Annotated in this window: 22 protein-coding genes; 16 read left to right on the top strand and 6 right to left on the bottom strand. The window is 71.6% G+C overall.

Going from position 1 to position 17,688, the window contains the following annotated elements; all coding sequences use genetic code 11:
* Window positions 1–12 precede the first annotated feature (12 nt).
* The 3 genes from IO20_RS0126075 to IO20_RS0126065 all read right to left on the bottom strand — a co-directional run bounded on the left by IO20_RS0126075 (window position 13) and on the right by IO20_RS0126065 (window position 3,095).
* Entirely contained in the window at window positions 13–1,113 is a 1,101-nt protein-coding gene (locus tag IO20_RS0126075; RefSeq protein WP_030554338.1) for a S1C family serine protease, read from the bottom strand.
* A gap of 122 nt (window positions 1,114–1,235) precedes the next feature.
* The gene (locus tag IO20_RS0126070) at window positions 1,236–2,261 is read right to left on the bottom strand and encodes a LacI family DNA-binding transcriptional regulator (protein WP_030554336.1); all 1,026 of its coding nucleotides are present in this window, start codon (window positions 2,259–2,261) and stop codon (window positions 1,236–1,238) included.
* Between the two features lie 24 nt (window positions 2,262–2,285).
* On the bottom strand, window positions 2,286–3,095 hold the full coding sequence (locus IO20_RS0126065) for a response regulator transcription factor (RefSeq protein ID WP_030554335.1): 810 nt from the start codon (window positions 3,093–3,095) through the stop codon (window positions 2,286–2,288).
* Between the two features lie 223 nt (window positions 3,096–3,318).
* On the opposite strand from IO20_RS0126065, the gene IO20_RS0126060 reads away from it, so the two are divergent.
* The 8 genes from IO20_RS0126060 to IO20_RS0126030 all read left to right on the top strand — a co-directional run bounded on the left by IO20_RS0126060 (window position 3,319) and on the right by IO20_RS0126030 (window position 8,614).
* Complete coding sequence (locus IO20_RS0126060; protein WP_030554333.1) at window positions 3,319–4,125, top strand: alpha/beta hydrolase family protein; 807 nt, start codon at window positions 3,319–3,321, stop codon at window positions 4,123–4,125.
* Between the two features lie 45 nt (window positions 4,126–4,170).
* Complete coding sequence (locus IO20_RS0126055) at window positions 4,171–4,425, top strand: MoaD/ThiS family protein (protein ID WP_030554331.1); 255 nt, start codon at window positions 4,171–4,173, stop codon at window positions 4,423–4,425.
* 11 nt (window positions 4,426–4,436) lie between these two features.
* Window positions 4,437–5,657, top strand: coding sequence for a polyadenylate binding domain-containing protein (locus tag IO20_RS0126050; protein WP_030554330.1), 1,221 nt, complete (start codon window positions 4,437–4,439; stop codon window positions 5,655–5,657).
* A 155-nt stretch (window positions 5,658–5,812) separates the two neighbouring features.
* A complete protein-coding gene (locus IO20_RS0126045; protein WP_030554329.1) occupies window positions 5,813–6,499 on the top strand; it encodes an LmeA family phospholipid-binding protein in 687 nt (228 codons plus the stop codon).
* Between the two features lie 270 nt (window positions 6,500–6,769).
* Window positions 6,770–6,850: a putative leader peptide gene (locus tag IO20_RS42400; protein WP_350497993.1), complete on the top strand. Its 81-nt coding sequence runs from the start codon at window positions 6,770–6,772 to the stop codon at window positions 6,848–6,850.
* A gap of 159 nt (window positions 6,851–7,009) precedes the next feature.
* Window positions 7,010–7,855 (top strand): sulfurtransferase, encoded by an 846-nt coding sequence (locus tag IO20_RS0126040; protein ID WP_030554327.1) that lies wholly within the window; start codon window positions 7,010–7,012, stop codon window positions 7,853–7,855.
* A gap of 52 nt (window positions 7,856–7,907) precedes the next feature.
* The gene (locus IO20_RS0126035; protein ID WP_015035121.1) at window positions 7,908–8,195 is read left to right on the top strand and encodes a DUF1416 domain-containing protein; all 288 of its coding nucleotides are present in this window, start codon (window positions 7,908–7,910) and stop codon (window positions 8,193–8,195) included.
* Window positions 8,196–8,248: 53 nt separating this feature from the next.
* Window positions 8,249–8,614, top strand: coding sequence for a DUF3099 domain-containing protein (locus tag IO20_RS0126030; RefSeq protein WP_078946174.1), 366 nt, complete (start codon window positions 8,249–8,251; stop codon window positions 8,612–8,614).
* Here IO20_RS0126030 and IO20_RS37740 read toward each other — a convergent pair.
* Both IO20_RS37740 and IO20_RS0126020 read right to left on the bottom strand, forming a co-directional pair.
* Window positions 8,611–9,735: a serine/threonine-protein kinase gene (locus tag IO20_RS37740; protein ID WP_157850804.1), complete on the bottom strand. Its 1,125-nt coding sequence runs from the start codon at window positions 9,733–9,735 to the stop codon at window positions 8,611–8,613. The two genes, IO20_RS0126030 and IO20_RS37740, sit on opposite strands and share 4 nt — an antisense overlap.
* A 5-nt stretch (window positions 9,736–9,740) precedes the next feature.
* Window positions 9,741–10,106: a DsrE family protein gene (locus IO20_RS0126020; protein ID WP_030554322.1), complete on the bottom strand. Its 366-nt coding sequence runs from the start codon at window positions 10,104–10,106 to the stop codon at window positions 9,741–9,743.
* A gap of 211 nt (window positions 10,107–10,317) precedes the next feature.
* Between IO20_RS0126020 and IO20_RS0126015 the strand changes: the two genes are divergently transcribed.
* The 6 genes from IO20_RS0126015 (at window position 10,318) to ygfZ (ending at window position 14,994) form a co-directional block, all read left to right on the top strand.
* The gene (locus IO20_RS0126015) at window positions 10,318–11,094 is read left to right on the top strand and encodes a hypothetical protein (RefSeq protein WP_030554321.1); all 777 of its coding nucleotides are present in this window, start codon (window positions 10,318–10,320) and stop codon (window positions 11,092–11,094) included.
* Window positions 11,091–11,885 carry a hypothetical protein gene (locus IO20_RS0126010; protein ID WP_030554319.1) on the top strand — a complete coding sequence of 265 codons (795 nt, stop codon included), beginning with the start codon at window positions 11,091–11,093 and terminating at the stop codon, window positions 11,883–11,885. Before IO20_RS0126015 ends, IO20_RS0126010 begins: the two co-directional genes overlap by 4 nt.
* Complete coding sequence (locus tag IO20_RS0126005) at window positions 11,882–12,718, top strand: hypothetical protein (protein WP_030554317.1); 837 nt, start codon at window positions 11,882–11,884, stop codon at window positions 12,716–12,718. The genes IO20_RS0126010 and IO20_RS0126005 overlap by 4 nt, the downstream gene beginning before the upstream one ends.
* 236 nt (window positions 12,719–12,954) lie before the next feature.
* On the top strand, window positions 12,955–13,527 hold the full coding sequence (locus IO20_RS0125995) for a heme-binding beta-barrel domain-containing protein (protein WP_030218907.1): 573 nt from the start codon (window positions 12,955–12,957) through the stop codon (window positions 13,525–13,527).
* Window positions 13,528–13,569: 42 nt separating this feature from the next.
* Complete coding sequence (locus IO20_RS0125990) at window positions 13,570–14,007, top strand: Fur family transcriptional regulator (RefSeq protein ID WP_030554316.1); 438 nt, start codon at window positions 13,570–13,572, stop codon at window positions 14,005–14,007.
* Between the two features lie 21 nt (window positions 14,008–14,028).
* Complete coding sequence (ygfZ, locus tag IO20_RS0125985; RefSeq protein WP_030554314.1) at window positions 14,029–14,994, top strand: CAF17-like 4Fe-4S cluster assembly/insertion protein YgfZ; 966 nt, start codon at window positions 14,029–14,031, stop codon at window positions 14,992–14,994.
* 79 nt (window positions 14,995–15,073) lie between these two features.
* Here ygfZ and dtd read toward each other — a convergent pair whose 3' ends face one another.
* Complete coding sequence (dtd, locus tag IO20_RS0125980) at window positions 15,074–15,499, bottom strand: D-aminoacyl-tRNA deacylase (protein ID WP_030218900.1); 426 nt, start codon at window positions 15,497–15,499, stop codon at window positions 15,074–15,076.
* A 139-nt stretch (window positions 15,500–15,638) separates the two neighbouring features.
* On the opposite strand from dtd, the gene IO20_RS0125975 reads away from it, so the two are divergent.
* A complete protein-coding gene (locus IO20_RS0125975) occupies window positions 15,639–16,262 on the top strand; it encodes an RsiG family protein (RefSeq protein ID WP_030554313.1) in 624 nt (207 codons plus the stop codon).
* 63 nt (window positions 16,263–16,325) lie between these two features.
* Entirely contained in the window at window positions 16,326–17,570 is a 1,245-nt protein-coding gene (locus IO20_RS0125970; protein ID WP_030554312.1) for a GNAT family N-acetyltransferase, read from the top strand.
* Window positions 17,571–17,688: the final 118 nt, after the last annotated feature.

Genomic DNA, 17,688 nt, shown 5'->3' with positions numbered 1-17,688 from the left:
CCCCGGTGCCGGTCAGTTGTCGCCGCCCGCGCGGAGGCTGTCCAGGTCGGCCTTCAGGGTGTCGACCGGGATCGCGAATCCGAGGCCCACGCTTCCGGCCGTGGAGCCGTTCGAAGAACTGGGCGAATACATGGCCGAATTGATTCCGATGATCTCGCCGTTCATATTGATCAGCGCGCCGCCGGAATTCCCCGGATTGAGCGAGGCGTCGGTCTGGATCGCCTTGTACGTGGTCTTCGACGAGCCGGTGTCGCCGTTGAACTGCTGTCCGCCGAACTCGAACGGCCAGCCCTGCCGGGGGTCGTACTGCTGCTGTTCCCGCTGCCCGCTGCCGCTGCCGTCGTCGTCCTTCGCGACGGTCACGTCCCGGTCGAGCGCGGAGACGATGCCGCTGGTGACGGTGCCGGTCAGGCCCTCGGGGGAGCCGATCGCCACGACCTGGTCGCCGACCCGGACCTTGGAGGAGTCGCCGAGCGTGGCCGTCTTGAGCCCTGAGGCGCCCTTCAGCTTGATGAGGGCCAGGTCCTTGTCCGGGTCGGTGCCGACGACGTCGGCCTGGTAGCTCTTGCCGTCGCTGAGCCGCACGGTGATCTCGGAGGCGCCGGAGATCACGTGGTTGTTGGTGACGATCTCGCCGTCGGCGGTGATGATGACGCCCGAGCCGGTGGACTTGCCCGCGTTCGAGCCGGCGGAGATCTCGACGATGGAGGGGGAGACGGCCTCGGCGACGCCGGCGACCGTGCCCGTGCTGCTCGCGGAGACGTTGGTGCCGCTCACGGAGGAGGAGGCGACGGCGGGGGTGTCGGAGGTGAGCTCCTGGACCAGCGTCGCCGCGCCGCCGCCGACCGCCGCGGCCGCGATGGCCACGGCCGCCATGAGGCCGACACCGCGCCTGGTGCGGCGCCGGGGGGTGGGCGCGGGTGCGGGGACGGTGGCGACGAGGGGCGGGTCCACGGGCGGCGGCACGTGCCCGCCGGACGGCCAGACCGTCGTACCCGGCTCGGTGACGATCGGCTGCGCGGGGTCGTACGAGGGGTTCGGGTCGTACGGCGGCCTCGGCGGCTGCGGCGGGTAGTAGGGCTGCTGCGGCTGCTGCTCCTGGAAGTCCGTCATGGCTACGACTCTCGGAGCCGTACATGAGAGCCGTCTGAGGACCGGCTGAGAAGCCCGACAGAACCCCGTATGCCCTATATAAAGGCCGGGGTCCTGCCCTGTGGGCGCCTACGCGTAGGCGTCTACTCGCCGCAGCCGCAGGAGCGGCGGACGACCAGGGCCGAGGGGAAGAGCTTCACGCGCTCGCGGCGCGAGCCCGCCACCCGGAGCGAGTCGTCAAGGACGAGGTCCACCGCCGCTCGGGCCATCGCCGGACGGTCCGAGGAGATCGTGGTCAGCGGCGGGTCGGTGAGCGCCGCCTCCTTCACGTCGTCGAAGCCGGCGACCGCCAGCTCCGTGGGCACCTCGATGCGCAGCTCGCGGGCCGCCCGGAGCACGCCGAAGGCCTGGTCGTCGGTGGAGCAGAAGATGGCCGGCGGCCTGTCCGGGCCGGCGAGCAGCTTCAGGGCCACCTGGTAGGCGTCGTAGCGGTTGTACGGAGCCTGGAAGAGCCGGCCCTCGATCGAGAGGCCCGCCTCCAGCATGGCCCGCCGCCAGCCCTCCTCGTGGTCGGCGACGGGGTCGCCGACGGCCGGGGTGTTCGGGACGCCGCCGAGGCACGCCACGTACGGGTGACCGTGCTCCAGGAGGTGACGGGTGGCGAGCTGGGCGCCGCCGATGTCGTCGGTCACGACGGCCACGTCGTCGATCGCCTCGGGCCGCTCGTGCAGCAGCACCACGCGCGCGTCCCAGGCCTCGATCTCGCTCGCGGCCTGCTCGCTCATGCCCTGGCTGACCAGGATCAGTCCGGAGACCCGCATGCCGAGGAAGGCGCGCAGGTAGTGGACCTCGCGCTCGGTCCGGTAGTCGGAGTTGCCGACGAGGACCATCTTCCCGCGCTCGGCGGCGGCCTGCTCGACGGCGTGGGCCATCTCCGCGAAGAACGGCTGCCGCGCGTCCGGGACGATCATGCCTATGAGGTCCGTGCGCCGGGACGCCATGGCCTGGGCCACCCGGTCGGGGCGGTAGCCCAGCTCCTTGATGGCGGCGAGGACACGCTCGCGCGTGGCCGGGGCGACCGGCCTGGGTCCGTTGTTGATGACGTAGCTCACGACCGCGGTCGAAGTACCTGCCAGTCGAGCTACGTCATCCCGCGTCACCTTGGCCACGCGCGGCAGTCTACGCGGGGTGACCTACCTACCGGCAGGTCGCACTGTGGCGTCCGCCACGTTCCTGTCCTCCGCGGGGGTGACATCCCCCGTGGCGTCCTTGACGCGGGCACCGGTCCGGGCCTCTTCCTTGGCGCGGGCCTCCTCCGCGGCCCGCTCGACCTTCTCCGGGGTGACGAAGCGGTAGCCGACGTTGCGGACGGTGCCGATGAGCGACTCGTGCTCGGGGCCCAGCTTGGCCCGCAGCCGCCGCACGTGGACGTCGACCGTACGGGTGCCGCCGAAGTAGTCGTACCCCCAGACCTCCTGGAGGAGCTGGGCGCGCGTGAAGACCCGGCCCGGGTGCTGCGCGAGGTACTTGAGCAGCTCGAACTCCTTGAAGGTCAGGTCCAGGACCCGGCCCTTGAGCTTCGCGCTGTACGTCGCCTCGTCGACCGACAGGTCGCCGTTGCGGATCTCCATCGGGGAGTCGTCGGCGACGATCTGCTGCCGGCCCATCGCGAGCCGGAGGCGGGCCTCGACCTCGGCCGGGCCCGCGGTGTCGAGGAGGACGTCGTCGATGCCCCAGTCGGCGGTGACGGCCGCGAGGCCGCCCTCCGTGACGACGAGGACCAGCGGACAGCCGGGCCCCGTGGACCGAAGCAGCTGACAGAGCGAGCGCACCTGCGGGAGGTCGCGCCGGCCGTCGACGAGGATGACGTCCGCGCCGGGGGTGTCCACGAGGGCGGGGCCCTCGGCCGGGGCGACCCGGACGTTGTGCAGCAGCAGGCCGAGTGCGGGAAGCACCTCGGTCGACGGCTGGAGTGCGTTGGTGAGGAGCAGCAGAGAACTCATCGCGCCGCACCTACTTCGGTCGTCGCTCGGTCGTGCTTCGTACGCTCGCTCATAACGTCGGTTCCTCCTCGGTCCCTGCGAGGACGTGCACTGCTTCGTACAGATCACTGCGCTCTCTCGCGCCCTGAGAGCTTTTGTTCATCCGTCCGTAACAACGGTCGGAAAACGCAAAAGGACCCGGGGGCTGCGTCGCCCGGATCCTCTGCCCAGCAGAATAGCCCACATGAGTTCAGAGGGAGAGGGTCGATTTCACATGGTGGATGTCTCCCTGATCACTTCCGGATCCCGTCGGGTCATGTTGCGTACGGATGACGGTGTCCGTATCGAGGCGGTTTACGAACGCTCCACCGCAAGTGTCACCGATACGGCCGTCGTCGTCGCGCACGGGTTCACCGGGTCGGCCGACCGGCCCGCCGTCCGGCGCGCCGCCCGCGCCTTCGCGGAGCGCGGCGCGGCCGTCGTCACCTTCTCCTTCCGCGGGCACGGCGGCTCCGGCGGCCGGTCCACCGTCGGGGACCGGGAGGTCCTCGACCTGTCCGCCGCCGTCCGCTGGGCCCGTGAGCTCGGCCACGCGCGCGTGGCGACGGTCGGCTTCTCCATGGGCGGCTCCGTGGTCCTGCGCCACGCGGCCCTCGACCGGGAGTCGGCCGGACGCGCCGACGCGGTGGCCGCCGTCTCCGCACCCGCCCGCTGGTACTACCGGGGGACGGCGCCGATGCGCCGCCTCCACTGGGTGGTCACCCGTCCGGCGGGCCGCCTCGTCGGGCGGTACGGGCTGCGGACCCGGATCGACCGACGCGCCTGGGACCCCGTACCCCTCTCGCCGGTGGAGGCGGTGCCGCTCATCGCGCCGACCCCGCTGCTCATCGTGCACGGCGACCGGGACCCGTACTTCCCGCTCGACCACCCGCGGATGCTGGCCGGGGCCGGAGAAGCCGAGCTGTGGGTGGAGCGGGGCATGGGGCACGCCGAGAACGCGGCGAACGGGGAACTCCTCACCCGGCTCGGGGACTGGCTCACCCGCGCATAGCCCATCATGGGGGACGGCGCGCACACGAACGAAGGGAGCGCCGCTATGGCAGCGGGAACCATCCGCTACTGGGCCGCGGCCAAGGCCGCCGCCGGTGTCGCGGAGGAGTCGTACGACGCCGAGCACCTCGCGGACGCGCTCGACGCGGCCCGCGCGAAGCACCCGGGTGAACTGGTCCAGGTCCTCCGGCGGTGCTCGTTCCTGGTCGACGGCGACCCCGTCGGGACCAGGAGCCATGAGACGGTACGGCTTGCCGAGGGCGGCACGGTCGAGGTGCTCCCCCCGTTCGCAGGAGGGTGAACCCCAGGAACATGAGCAACGACCAGCAACACGGCGGGCAGCAGTACGACCCGTACGCGAACGGGCAGGGCCACGACGTCACGCAGACGTGGGAGGGCCAGACCTGGGACACCCAGTACCAGCCGGCGGTCTCCTACGACCAGGTCCAGGCGGCGCGGGCGCAGTCCCATGGTGCGCAGGAGACGTACGGGACGCAGGAGACGTACGGGACGCAGGGGGCGTACGAGCAGCCCTACCAGCAGCAGCCGTACGAGCAGCCGCACCAGCAGCAGCCGTACGAGCAGGGGTACGGGCAGCAGTCGTACGAGCAGGGGTACGGGCAGCAGTCGTACGAGCCGTACCCGTCGTACGGGGGGCAGGCGGAGGCCCCAGCCTCGGCGCCCGTCCAGGCACCCGTCCAGGCTTCCGTCCAGGCACCCGTCGCCGAGGCGGCGGGCCCCGCGTTCTCCTCGCCCACCACCTCGGGGAACACCCGGATCACCGACGCCCAGCGCGCCCGCGCCGAGGGTCGCTCGCCCGTGATCGAGCCCGGGATGCAGCCCGCCGCGCTGACGGCCGTCCTCGGACTGCTCCTCGCCGGCGGCGCCGCCCTCGGCACCTACGGCCTGCTCGTCCCGCTCGTGCTGCTCCAGGGCCTCACCGCCGCCGGCTGGTTCCGGCTCAACGGCATGTGGCCGGCCCGGCAGGGCATCGCCCTCGCCTTCGCCGGCGGCCTCGCCGCCGACGCCGCCCTGCTCGCCACCGGCCGGGAGCACGCGGCCGCCGCGATCCTCGGCACGCTCGGCGTCTGGGTGCTGCTCTGTCTCGTCCTCCAGCTGCGCAGTCACGCCGACCCGGACGAGCGCATGTACGGCCTGATGGCCACCATCGCCTCGGCGGCGCTCACCGTCATCGCCACCGGGCACCTGGGCGCGGCCCCGGACGCGGTGGTCGTCGGCGGGATCGCGGTCGCGGCCGCCGTCGTGGCCCGCGCGCTGCCGCTGCCCGGCCCGGTGTCCCTGGTCGTCGCGCTGCTCGCCTCGGCGGGCGCGGGGATCGCGGCCGGCGGGTTCACCGACCTGGGGACCTCGGGGGCGCTGCTCGGCCTCGGGGCGGGCGTCTGCGCCCTCGTCGGCCTGCGGGTGGCCAGCTACGACTACCCGTCGCGCTTCGTGCACATGACGGCCGGGGTGGCGCTGCCGCTGACGGCCGCCGCGCCCGCCGTCTACCTGCTCGGCCGGGCCCTGGCCTGACCCCGCTCCGGCCCTGACCGGGCCCTGATCCAGCCCTGACCGGACCCGGATCCGGGGAGGGCTTGGGAACCAACCGGCCCCTCGACACGTCGATCTTCGTGTCGGGGGGCCGGAACTTTTATCCATTTCCATTCCAATCGGGGGACGCACAGCCCATGCGAGCACTGCGGATTCTGTTGATCGTGGCCGTCGTGCTGGGCGGGGTCCTCGTCGGGATCGACCGGCTGGCCGTGGCCTACGCCGAGTCGGAGGCGTCGGGCCGGGTGAAGCTCTCGGCCGCCCGGACCGAGTCGATCGAGGTCGACATCAAGGGCTTCCCGTTCCTCACCCAGGTCGCGGACCAGCGGTTCGACGAGATCGACGTGAAGGCGACCGGCGTCTCGGCGACGGCGGGCAGCAAGCGCATCCGGGTCGACGAGCTGACCATGGCGCTGCGGGACGTCACCGTGACCGGCGACTGGGCGGGCGCGAAGGCGGGTTCGGCGAGCGGCACCGCCCTCATCTCGTACGCGGACCTCACCGCCGCTTCGGACCGGGAGGCCACCGTCGCCTACGGCGGCAACGGCAAGGTGAAGGTGACCGGCGGAGTGACGGTCATGGGCCGCACCCTGACCCGTACGGTGCTCTCGACGGTGACCGTGGTGAACGGCGACACCATCAAGGTCCGCGCCGACGAGGTGCCCGGCGAGGGCATCCCGGGCATCGAGGAGATGGTCCGCGAGCGGACCGACTTCGAGCGCCCGATCGGCGTCATCGCCGGCATGAAGGTGGAGAAGGTCGAGCCGCGCCCGGAGGGTCTCGCCGTCACGGTGAGCGGCAGAGACATCGTCCTCGCTGGCTGAGGCGGCTGCGGGGGCGACCCGCGAGGCGCTCTCGCACGTCCCCGGCGGGCGCTCGGCCGACCCGGAAGGTGCTCGGACGGCCCGGCACCTACCCGTTGGTCACATGCTGAGACGCCGCTGTCCGAACAGTAGAAACACGCCCTGACGCCCGGTGCCACGGGCGTCCCGGGCCCCTTCGTGCCGTGATCGCGTCTCGCATCTCGGACGATCGCGTCTCAAAATACGACACACCGGTGACACGGCCGCCTGTCCGTCCCTACGATCGAGGGCATGAAGCGACAGGCGGATCTCACGAAGCGGCGGGCAGTAGACCTGTGCCGCGTCGCCGCCATGCTCTGTCGTTCCGTCTGAGCGGGACCCACCAGCTCCCGTATTCCTCAGGCCCTCCCACCGCGAGGTCAGGGCCGCCCTGTGTAGCCGTACGCACGTCCGCTGTCCGTACGCACGCGATGACGCGTACCGCACCACACCCGCACCACACCGCCGCACACTGCCCCGGAGGAGAACAGCATGGCTCGCAGCGACGTCCTGGTCGACGCGGACTGGGTCGAGGCCAACCTCGACAACCCGCAGGTCGCCCTCGTCGAGGTCGACGAAGACACCTCGGCCTACGAGAAGAACCACATCCGCAACGCCATCCGGATCGACTGGACCCAGGACCTGCAGGACCCGGTCCGCCGCGACTTCATCGACCAGGAGGGCTTCGAGAAGCTCCTCTCGGCCAAGGGCATCGCGAACGACACCACGGTCGTCCTCTACGGCGGCAACAACAACTGGTTCGCCTCGTACGCCTACTGGTACTTCAAGCTCTACGGCCACCAGGACGTGAAGCTCCTCGACGGCGGCCGCAAGAAGTGGGAGCTCGACTCCCGCGACCTGGTCGACGGCTCCGAGATCCCGTCCCGCCCGGCCACCGAGTACAAGGCCAAGGCCCAGGACTCCTCGATCCGTGCCTTCCGCGACGACGTCGTGGCCGCGATCGGCGCCCAGAACCTGGTCGACGTCCGCTCGCCCGACGAGTTCTCCGGCAAGCTGCTCGCGCCGGCGCACCTCCCGCAGGAGCAGTCGCAGCGCCCCGGCCACGTGCCGAGCGCCCGCAACATCCCGTGGTCGAAGAACGCCAACGACGACGGCACCTTCAAGTCGGACGACGAGCTCAAGGCCCTCTACGAGGCCGAGCAGGTCGATCTGGCGAAGGACACCATCGCCTACTGCCGCATCGGTGAGCGCTCCGCGCTCACCTGGTTCGTCCTGCACGAGCTGCTCGAGGTCACGAACGTCAAGAACTACGACGGCTCGTGGACCGAGTACGGCTCCCTCGTCGGCGTGCCGATCGAGCTCGGCGCCAACAAGTAACTCCCCGGATCCTCCCCTCCTCCGGACCCCTCGACCGTAAGGACAGAACGACATGTGTGGAGCGCAGCCCGGCGGCCCCGACGCCTCGACGATCAAGCCCGGTGAGACCACCATCCAGGGCTTCGTGACCAAGGACGGCCAGCCCGTCACCGGTTACGTCCGCCTCCTGGACTCGACCGGCGAGTTCACGGCCGAGGTCCCGACCTCCGCCACCGGCCAGTTCCGCTTCTACGCGGCCGAGGGCACGTGGACCGTCCGCGCCCTGGTCCCGGGCGGCACCGCCGACCGCCAGGTCGTGGCCCAGCACGGTGGCCTCGCCGAGGTCGCCATCGCGGTGTGATCCCGCACCGTTGAACCGGCCGAAGGGCCGTGCCTCCTGGGGGGTTGGACGCCATTTCCAGGACTAGAGGCACGGCCCTTCGGTCTTCCTTCTGTCGGCGGCCTCCGGCCGCCGACAGCGGCGCCCGGTCGTACGCTGAAGGTGTGTACGCACGCCGTCGCCACGTCTACTTCTGGATGATGGGCGCCTGCCTGGTCCTCTTCGTGGGCGCCTGGGCCGTCGTGCGGCTCTTCTCGATGCCGGTCGCCATCGGCATGTGCGTGGTCGCCATGCTGATCCCGCCGGTCGCCGCGATGGTCGCGAACCGCAGGGGCCCCGAGGACCGCTGGTGGGACGACCCTTCGGGGGACCCGACGTCGGACGAGTGGTGGGACGAGCTGGACGGCAAGAAGCGTCGGGATCCGAAAGACGGGCCCTAGGACGCTGAAAGCGTCACGTGCCAGTCGGCGCTGGAACTGACGTGGATCAGGGCGGGGCCCTTCAGGCGGCCTTCACCGGCGCACGTTCCCTTACCGGCGATCAGCCGCTCACCCCGGTCGAATCCGTCGGTGAGTTCTCCGACCCACAGGGTTCCGCCGCCGCGCTGGCCGACCCGGATCGTGGCCGGGCCGCCGGAGTGGCGGAAGACGTACGAGCCCTTCGAGGTCAGCTGCGGCCCGATCTCCGGTACCAGGTCGGGTGCGTGCAGCCACGCACGCCATGAGCCGCGCGTCCCGACGCCGAGCCGCACCGTCTCGTGGCCGTCCGGAGGAAGCGGTACGACGGCCCGCCGCCCGGAGGCGCCGCGCTTGAGGAGGTTCCGCCTCCCCTCGTGACCGGCGAGGCTCTCGTGGCCGAAGCGCTCGGCCGACCCGCTCGCGTCGAGCAGCCGGACCACCAGGATCACCGGCGTCGAGGCGTCCGGCCTGACGAGCTCGAACCGGCTGTCCCCCCGCCCCTCCGCGCGCTGCGCGGCCGGCGTGTCCGAGGGCCAGATCCTGTACGGCCGCCGGTGCGACCCCTGCCCCGGCACGGGGGCCAGGGCGCCCTGCGCGGGGTGGTCGGTGCGGCGGGCACGGGGCGAGGGCACCGCGCGTGCGACGACCGGTGGCCGGCCCGTGGCGATGGGCGGGTTGCCTTCCCGGAGCCGTACCCCGTCCGCCGCGCACACGTCGACGAGCCGCGCCGCCCCCTCGGGTGGCGACCAGCGGACCGCGGTGGTCGCCGGGCCGTGCCGGGGGTCGAAGAAGCAGAGGGTCCGCCGTGCGGGCAGCGGCCGACCGGACGCCCGTGCGTCCGCGCGGGCGAGCGCGTGCCGCCCTTCCTCCAGCGCGCTCAGGACGTCCTCGGCGTCGTCCCGGTCGCGGTCGCCGACGAAGGCGCGCTTGGCCAGCTCGTAGGCGTTCAGGGCCCGTTCGAAGTCCGCCAGGGCGAGCGCGTCGGAGTCCTGCCCGGTCGGGACGAACACGTGGCGGGCGAGTTCCTCGCCGAACGCCGTGATGTCCGCGTCGATCAGAGCCAGTTCATCCGTACGTCGCGGCCGGAAGAACCTGCGCCACACGGGCATCAGTAGACGAGGGCCTGGGTCTCGTCGGCCATGGCCTCCTGGACGAAGACCTGGGCCCCTGCGATGCGGAAGCCCTCCAGGAGGTCCGTCTCCACCATGTCGCGGCGGGCCGCGCACTGGGTGCAGACCGTGATGCGGCCGCCGGCCGCGAGGATCGAGTCGATCAGGTCCGGCAGCGGTGCCGCGTGGGGGAGTTCGAATTCGGCGGCCCGGCCGGGGAGGGCGAACCAGGCGGACTCGCCGGTCAGCCAGAGCGAGACCTCGACGCCGCTCGCGGCGGCGACGGCGGCCACCGTGAAGGCCTGCGAGCAGCGTTCGGGGGCGTCGGCCCCTGCGGTCACCTTGATCACGAGCTTCTTCGCCATATACCGAACTGTAATGCGCGCCACTGCAACCTCATGCGCCACTCACGTGTCAGGTAGGTGCGCGGGTGACGGAATCCGCGCTTCAGGTCTCGTGGGGGGACTCTTGAGCATTGAAGAAAGTATCCAAAATCCGGATTCGACACCGCCGCCGGAGGCCGGGACCGGGGCGGAAACCGTCCCTCCGGTCGCCACGGAGGCCGGCGCGCCGGGTGTGGTTCCGGACACACGGCCTGACACGCCGGAGGGCACTCCGGACACACCGTCGGCCGTACGGCCGCGCCGCCGTGTCCTCAGGACCGCCGGCCTGATCGCCGTCGCCGCCGTCATCGGCCTCGTCGGCGGCACCGCCACCGGCTACGGCATCCAGGCCGAACGCGCCCCGACCCCGCTGCCCGCGCTCAACCAGCCGGGCCTCGCCTACCCGAAGCCGCTCCCGAAGGGCGAGGAGCCCGAGCCGCTCTCCGCGGCGGAGGACCGGCAGGTGAAGGCGAACGGCGACCTCCGGAAGCTGCTCGTGCCGCGGCCGAAGGGCGCGAGGGCGGACGGCGAGGACGGCTGGGAGTCACTGGCCGTGCACGCCTCCGGCTACAAGGGTCCCAGCAACATGCTGGCGAATCAGCTCGACCTCGGGATCCGGCGGGTCGCGACGCGGTCCTGGATGTCGGGTGAGCTCCGGTCCGTCACCATCCAACTGGTCCAGTACCGGTCCGGCTCCCGGGCCGGTGCCGCCGAGCACGTGGAGAACCAGCAGCGCATCGCGAGCCGCGAGGACAGGTCCGGCTCCTCCGGCGAGGAGGTGAAGGGGTCGGGCAACGGCCGCTACTACGTCTTCCCGGTGAAGCGGAAGCCGGGATACCTGGACCTCTACATGGCCCGGGCCTACATCCAGCATGGCGACATCGCCATCATGATCATCATGTCCGACACCCGGAAGATCGCCGAGAAGGACATCCGTTCTCTGGCCGAGCAGCAGCTGGAGCGCATGTGACCGACAAGAGCACGGGCCGCAAGCGCCGGCTCCTGGCGAACGTACTGACCGCCGTGCTGGTGCTCGGGGCCGTCGGCGGCGGAGTCGCGTACACCGCCGTCACCGTCGACGGCGCCGACCGGACGGCGCCCACCGTGGCGTGGGAGGAGCCAGCCGCGACCCCGGCCCCCGACCCGGTCACCGGTCTGGCCAAGGGGCGCGCCGCCACTCCGCTGAGCAAGCTGCTCCTGCCCGTCCCGGAGGGGTACGTGCTCGGCGCGGACATCGAGGGGTACGGCAACGACGGTGAGCTGGCGGCCAAGGAGGCCGCGGCCCTGTTCAAGCAGACGAGCAAGGGCCTCTACGGCAAGAAGCGCCGCGAGTTCGAGAAGGAGGTCGACAAGCTCGGGGTCCAGGGCATGGCGATGCGCTCGTACGCCACGGAGGCGAGCGACCTCCAGGTGGAGACGTTCGTCCTGCGGATGAAGGACAAGAAGGCGGTCCGCGAGTTCTTCGACATGCGCAAGGACCTGGCCGAGTTCATGGAGCTGCCCAAGGGGCCGAAGGTAAAGGACCACGGGAAGAACGCCGTCTGCCACATGGTGCCCGACCCCGACAAGCCGGACGACGGCAGCGAGCAGGACATCAGGCAGTGGGAGGACAGGCTGCGGGCCATGACCTGCACCGCGTACGACGGCGAGGTACTGGTCTCCGTCTTCGCGGCCGGAGCCACCGAGTTCGACAAGAAGGAGGTGGCGGACCTCCTGGAGAAGCAGCTCCGTCACATCGAGTCCCCGGGGGAGTACGTATGACCGAGCAGTCGACCATGACGGTGGAGCCCGTCCCGGTGGCGGAGGAGGCTCCGGCGCCCGCTCCCGCCGCCCCCGGCCGGACCCGCCGCGTCCTGTGGGCCGTCGCCCGCTGGACGGTCGCCGTCGCCGTGTGCGGCGGCGTGGGCGCCGGGACCGCCATGGGGATCACCGCGCTCGACCGGACCGAAGTGCCCGGTCTCGCGACCGAGAGCGACGGCCGTTGGGAGTACCCGCAGCTCCGGCTGCCCGCCCTCCCGGCTGACCGGCCGCGTCCCTTCACCGAGGGCAACGAGGGCGAGATCCACTACGCCGACCTCCGGCAGCTGCTGCTGCCCGCCCCGGCCGGCGCCACCGTCGACCCGAAGCTGAACGGCGGATGGGTCTCCGACGACGCCTACCTCGCGGGCTACGGGAAGGAGGAGCGCGCGCGGCTGAAGGCGGCCCTCGGCGACTCGCCCCTCCGCCACATCGCGGCCCGGGGCTGGACGACGCCGGACGGCACGACGACCCGCGTCCACCTGCTGAGGTTCTCCTCCGTCGCCTACGCCGACCGCTTCAGGATCGACTCCCTGAAGAGCGGGGACGCGGACGAGGAGCTGCCGCTCGGGGTCGCGGAGGCGGAGATCATCGACGGAGCCTCGGGCGACGTCAGGGTGCCGGAAGTGACCGCCTACGCGTACCAGGAGAAGAAGCCCTACGGGCCCGAGCAGACCCGCTGGGCCTACATCACGGCCGGTGACACGCTCGCGATGGTCACCCAGACCCGGAAGGGCGGGGTGCTGGCCGTGCCCTTCCAGCAGACGCTCGCCCTTCAGGCGCAGCTGCTCGGCTGACCGTGCACTGATCGTCCGCGAGACCCACCTCACCGAGTGGGCCGGACCCCAGCCCACTAAGCTGGGGTCCGGCCCGTTCCGCCTTCACCGCTCAGTCGAGGAGCACCCCGTGATCATTTTCTTCGAAATCTTGCTGGTCCTGGTCGCCGTCGGCGTGCTCGCCTTCACCGGACTGGCTGTGAAGAAGCTGTACCAGGGCCAGCGCTAACCACTTCTAGAGAACGCCAGAGCTGCTCATGATCGAGATCCCGTCCGACCTCAATCCGGACCTCGTCCCCCTCGCGTTCCTGCTCGGCACGTGGGAGGGCGCGGGCGTCTCCGACTTCCCCGGCGCCGAGAAGTGCAACTTCGGCCAGTCCGTGACGTTCAGCCACGACGGCCGGGACTTCGTCGAGTACCACTCCCACTCCTGGGTCCTGGACAACGAGGGCAACAAGGTCCGCCCGCTGGAGAGCGAGAGCGGCTACTGGCGCATCGACAAGGACCGCAAGGTCGAGGTCGTCATGGTCCGCGACGACGGCGTCGTCGAGATCTGGTACGGCGAGCTCGCCGACCAGAAGCCGCAGATCGACCTGGCGACGGACGCCGTCGCCAGGACCGCGGCCTCCGGCCCGTACTCCGGTGGCAAGCGCCTCTACGGCTACGTCAAGAGCGACCTCATGTGGGTGGGCGAGAAGGCGACCCCCGAGGTCCCGCTGCGGCCGTACATGTCGGCGCACCTGAAGAAGGTCGTGACGCCGGAGGAGGTCGCCGACATGGCCCGCAACCTCGGCGACCTGCCTGACGACGGCATCGCGTTCTTCCGCTAGAGACCTATTAGGCGCGTGCCGCGCCCTCCTACACTGGAGGGCGTGGTGAGCACCGACTGGAAAAGCGACCTGCGGCAGCGCGGCTATCGGCTGACGCCGCAGCGTCAGCTTGTCCTGGAGGCCGTCGACGCGCTGGAGCACGCGACGCCCGACGACATCCTCGTCGAGGTCCGCAGGACCGCGTCGGGGGTGAACATCTCCACCGTCTACCGGACCCTGGAGCTCCTGGAGGAGCTCGGGCTGGTGAGCCACGCCCATCTGGGGCACGGGGCTCCGACGTACCACCTCGCCGACCGGCACCACCATCTGCACCTGGTCTGCCGGGACTGTTCCGGGGTGATCGAGGCGGACGTCGAGGTGGCCGCCGAGTTCACCGGGAAGCTCCGGGAGACCTTCGGCTTCGAGACGGACATGAAGCACTTCGCGATCTTCGGGCGGTGCGGGGACTGCGCTGGGAAGGCAACCGGCGCGGAGTCGTAGGCGAGTCGTAGGCTTTCCCTCATGAAGAGCCCTCTGCTGTCGCTCCCGGGTGCCGTCGCCGCCGAAGGCCGCGACGAAGGTGTCGCCGCGCACTACGGCGACCTGTTCCGTGAACAGCGCACCCTCGCCGAAGGCCACGGCTTCGTCGACCTCTCGCACCGTGGTGTCGTCACGGTCACCGGTGACGACCGGCTGAGCTGGCTGCACCTGCTCGTCACCCAGCACGTGACGGACCTGCCGCCCCACCGGGCCACCGAGGCGCTCGTACTCTCCGCGAACGGGCACATCGAGCACGCCCTGTACCTCGTCGACGACGGCGAGACGCTGTGGGCGCACGTCGAGCCGGGGACGCGGGAGGAGCTCGTCGCGTACCTGGAGTCGATGAAGTTCTTCTACCGGGTGGAGGTCGCCGACCGTACGGACGAGATCGCGCTCGTGCACCTTCCGGCCGGTTCCATCGCCGAGGTGCCCGAGGGTGTCGTCGTACGGGAGACCCCGTACGGCCGCGACCTGTTCCTGCCGCGCCCGGACCTGGAGTCCTTCGCCGACTCCCACGGGCCGGCCGCCGGGATCCTGGCGTACGAGGCGCTGCGCGTCGAGGCGCACCGGCCGCGGCTCGGCTTCGAGACCGACCACCGGACGATCCCGCACGAGGTCGGTCTCATCGGCAGCGCCGTCCACCTCCAGAAGGGCTGCTACCGGGGGCAGGAGACCGTCGCCCGGGTGCAGAACCTGGGGAAGCCGCCGCGCCGCCTCGTCTTCCTCCACCTGGACGGCAGCGAGGTGCTCCTGCCGGGGCACGGCACCCCGGTGCGGCTCGCGGCCGACGGGGAGGAGGGCCGACAGCTCGGCTTCGTGACGACCTCCGCCCGCCACCACGAGCTGGGGCCGATCGCCCTCGCCCTGGTGAAGCGGAACGTACCCGTGGACGCGCCGCTGATCGTCGGGACGACGGCGGCGGCGCAGGAGGTCGTCGTCGAGCCGTAGGGCCGTAGGACGCGACCTCGGGGTCAGAGACCTCGGGGGTCGGACCTCGGGTCAGAGACCTCGGGGTCAGACCTCGGGGTCAGACCTCGATCAGTACCGTGAACGGGCCGTGGTTCGTGAGTGAGACGCGCATGTCCGCTCCGAAGCGGCCCGTCTCCACGTGCGCGCCGAGTTCCCGCAGACGGTGCACGACCTCGTCCACGAGGGGTTCGGCGACGGGGCCGGGCGCGGCGGCGTTCCAGGTGGGCCGGCGGCCCTTGCGGGCGTCCCCGTAGAGCGTGAACTGAGAGATCACGAGCAGCGGCGCGTTCACGTCCGAGCATGACTTCTCGTCGTCCAGTACCCGGACGGACCAGAGCTTTCTGGCCAATTGGGCGGCCTTCTCCGGGGTGTCCTCGTGGGTCACCCCGACCAGCACACACAGCCCCTCGCCGGTGATCTCACCGACGGTCTCCCCTGCGACGACGACACTCGCGCCGTCGACCCTCTGCACCACTGCACGCATGCGCCCCAACCTACCGAGTCGCCCGCAGGCCGGTGGATGAGGGGCCGAACGGGTGCAGAGCGCCTGCACGCGCGCGGGCAGGAGTGGCACCATGCGTGTCAGGCGGTGCGGCTCCGCACCGGTCGAGGGGACGATTCTCATGAGTGCACATGGCACCGGGCCGACGCCGTTCGGCCCCGTACCTCTGATCCGCGCCGGAACCAGGGGCGGCGGTGGACCGGGCGGAGGCCCGGCCACGCGCCCACCCGTGCAGCGGACCGCCGAACCGGCCCTGCCGGACCGGGCGCAGCCGGACCTCGGGGCGCTGCGGCTGCCCGAGCTGCGGGCGCTGCGCCGGGAGGCGCAGAGCGACGAGGCCGACCTGAGCTATGTGCGGAGGATGCTCCAGGGGCGGATCGACATCCTGCGGGCCGAGCTGGCGCGGCGGACCGATCCCGAGTCACCGGTCCTGGACCGGCTCTCCGAGATCCTGGCCGACGTGCCGTCGCGGCATCGCAGTTCGGCCCGGCACGTGACGCTGTCGACGCCGCGGAGCGAGGAGTACCGGCGGCTCGCGTCCGAGATGCTGTCGGAGGTCGAGCTGTCGGACCTGTCGGCCCGTACGGACGACGAGCTGCACACGGCGATGGGGCGGCTCGCGGGCTACGAGCAGCAGATCTCCCGGCGTCGGCAGCACCTCCAGCGGACCGCCGACGACTGCAGCGCGGAGATCGCCCGCCGCTACCGGGAGGGCGAGGCCCAGGTCGACGACCTGCTGGCCTGACCCGGTCAGGAGCGTGCGGAAACTCGGGTGCGGGCGCGAAAGGGCCGTGCGTAGGGTCGGAGGATGACTGTCGACGTACGCACGGTGGCGGAGTCCGAGTTCCCCGACTGGCAGCGGGCCCTGCGCACCGGGTTCCTCCGCCCGCCCGTCGTGTCCGACGAGGAGGCCGCCGACCGGCTTGCGCACGTCGACCTGGCGCGGACGCTGGGCGCCTTCGACCGTGGCCGGATCGTCGCCACCTTCCGGTCGTTCCGGCAGGAGGTCAGCACGGTCGGCGGGGGCAGTGTCACCGCCGACGCGATCAGCCAGGTCACGGTTTCCCCGACGCACCGCAGGCGCGGCCTGCTCAGCCGGATGATGGCCGCCGACCTGTCCGACGCGAAGGAGCGGGGCGACGCGGTCGCGACGCTGATCGCCGCCGAGTACCCCATCTACGGGCGGTTCGGCTTCGGCGCGGCGAGCTGGATCACCGAGTGGAGCGTGGACGTCCGCAGGGCGGGGCTCGACCCGCGCCGCTCGGGCCGCCCGGAGGACGGCGGCCGGATCGACCTGACCGACGCCGAGGAGATCCGCAAGGTCGGCCCGGAGGTGCACGCGCGTCTCGCCGCCGTCCGGGCCGGGATGACCAGCCGCAGTACGCGTGACTGGGAGCTTCGTACCGGCCTCGGCGTGCAGGAGGAGCCGTGGCGCGAGCGGTTCCACGCGGTGTACCGCGCGGAGTCCGGCGAGGTCGAGGGCTATGTGGCCTACACGGCCGACGACAAGTGGGACGACGCCAAGCAGCCGCTGAACACCGCGACGGTGCGGGACCTGATCGCCTGCACCCCGGCCGCCGAGCGCGCCCTCTGGCACTTCCTCTGCTCCATCGACTGGATCAACACGGTCCGCTCCGGGTACCGGGCCCCCGACGACCCGCTGCCGCTGCTGCTGCCGGACCCGCGCGCCGCGAGGACGCTGACGCACGCGGACATGCTGTGGGTCCGGGTCCTGGACGTCGTCCGGCTCCTGGAGAGCCGGACGTACCCGGTGACGGACGGCCTCGTCCTCGACGTGCGGGACCGGGACGGGTTCGCGGGCGGCCGCTACCGGCTCGACGCCTCCCCGGACGGCGTCTCGTGCGCCCGTACGGACGAGACCGCCGATCTCGCCTTCGACATCGCCGAGCTGGGCACGCTCGCCTTCGGTGACGAGTCGGCGGTACGGCTCTGCCGGCTCGGGCGCGTCGAGGAACTGACGGCGGGCGCCGCCGCGCGCGCCGACCTGCTGTTCCGTACGCCGCTGCGGCCCTTCTCGCCGGACATCTTCTGACCCGTCCCTCTTCCGCTGCCGATCCCGATACCCCTGCGGTACGGGATCGGGGACGCGTTTCCGCCCGGGCCTCGCGCGTCACTAGGATCGAACGTCGGGCGTGTGAGTGCCGGGAGGC

Origin of the sequence: Streptomyces exfoliatus, from assembly GCF_000725545.1 — a bacterium.
Classification (GTDB): Bacteria; Actinomycetota; Actinomycetes; order Streptomycetales; family Streptomycetaceae; genus Streptomyces; species Streptomyces exfoliatus.
This window is presented reverse-complemented; position numbering and strand designations above follow the sequence as displayed.

Coding starts and splice junctions, on each gene's coding strand:
- IO20_RS0126075 (WP_030554338.1), bottom strand. CDS start 1,113: ATGACGGACTTCCAGGAGCAGCAGCCGCAGCAGCCCTACTACCCGCCG.
- IO20_RS0126065 (WP_030554335.1), bottom strand. CDS start 3,095: ATGAGTTCTCTGCTGCTCCTCACCAACGCACTCCAGCCGTCGACCGAG.
- IO20_RS0126060 (WP_030554333.1), top strand. CDS start 3,319: ATGAGTTCAGAGGGAGAGGGTCGATTTCACATGGTGGATGTCTCCCTG.
- IO20_RS0126055 (WP_030554331.1), top strand. CDS start 4,171: ATGGCAGCGGGAACCATCCGCTACTGGGCCGCGGCCAAGGCCGCCGCC.
- IO20_RS0126050 (WP_030554330.1), top strand. CDS start 4,437: ATGAGCAACGACCAGCAACACGGCGGGCAGCAGTACGACCCGTACGCG.
- IO20_RS0126045 (WP_030554329.1), top strand. CDS start 5,813: ATGCGAGCACTGCGGATTCTGTTGATCGTGGCCGTCGTGCTGGGCGGG.
- IO20_RS42400 (WP_350497993.1), top strand. CDS start 6,770: ATGAAGCGACAGGCGGATCTCACGAAGCGGCGGGCAGTAGACCTGTGC.
- IO20_RS0126040 (WP_030554327.1), top strand. CDS start 7,010: ATGGCTCGCAGCGACGTCCTGGTCGACGCGGACTGGGTCGAGGCCAAC.
- IO20_RS0126035 (WP_015035121.1), top strand. CDS start 7,908: ATGTGTGGAGCGCAGCCCGGCGGCCCCGACGCCTCGACGATCAAGCCC.
- IO20_RS0126020 (WP_030554322.1), bottom strand. CDS start 10,106: ATGGCGAAGAAGCTCGTGATCAAGGTGACCGCAGGGGCCGACGCCCCC.
- IO20_RS0126005 (WP_030554317.1), top strand. CDS start 11,882: ATGACCGAGCAGTCGACCATGACGGTGGAGCCCGTCCCGGTGGCGGAG.
- IO20_RS0125995 (WP_030218907.1), top strand. CDS start 12,955: ATGATCGAGATCCCGTCCGACCTCAATCCGGACCTCGTCCCCCTCGCG.
- ygfZ (WP_030554314.1), top strand. CDS start 14,029: ATGAAGAGCCCTCTGCTGTCGCTCCCGGGTGCCGTCGCCGCCGAAGGC.
- dtd (WP_030218900.1), bottom strand. CDS start 15,499: ATGCGTGCAGTGGTGCAGAGGGTCGACGGCGCGAGTGTCGTCGTCGCA.
- IO20_RS0125975 (WP_030554313.1), top strand. CDS start 15,639: ATGAGTGCACATGGCACCGGGCCGACGCCGTTCGGCCCCGTACCTCTG.
- IO20_RS0125970 (WP_030554312.1), top strand. CDS start 16,326: ATGACTGTCGACGTACGCACGGTGGCGGAGTCCGAGTTCCCCGACTGG.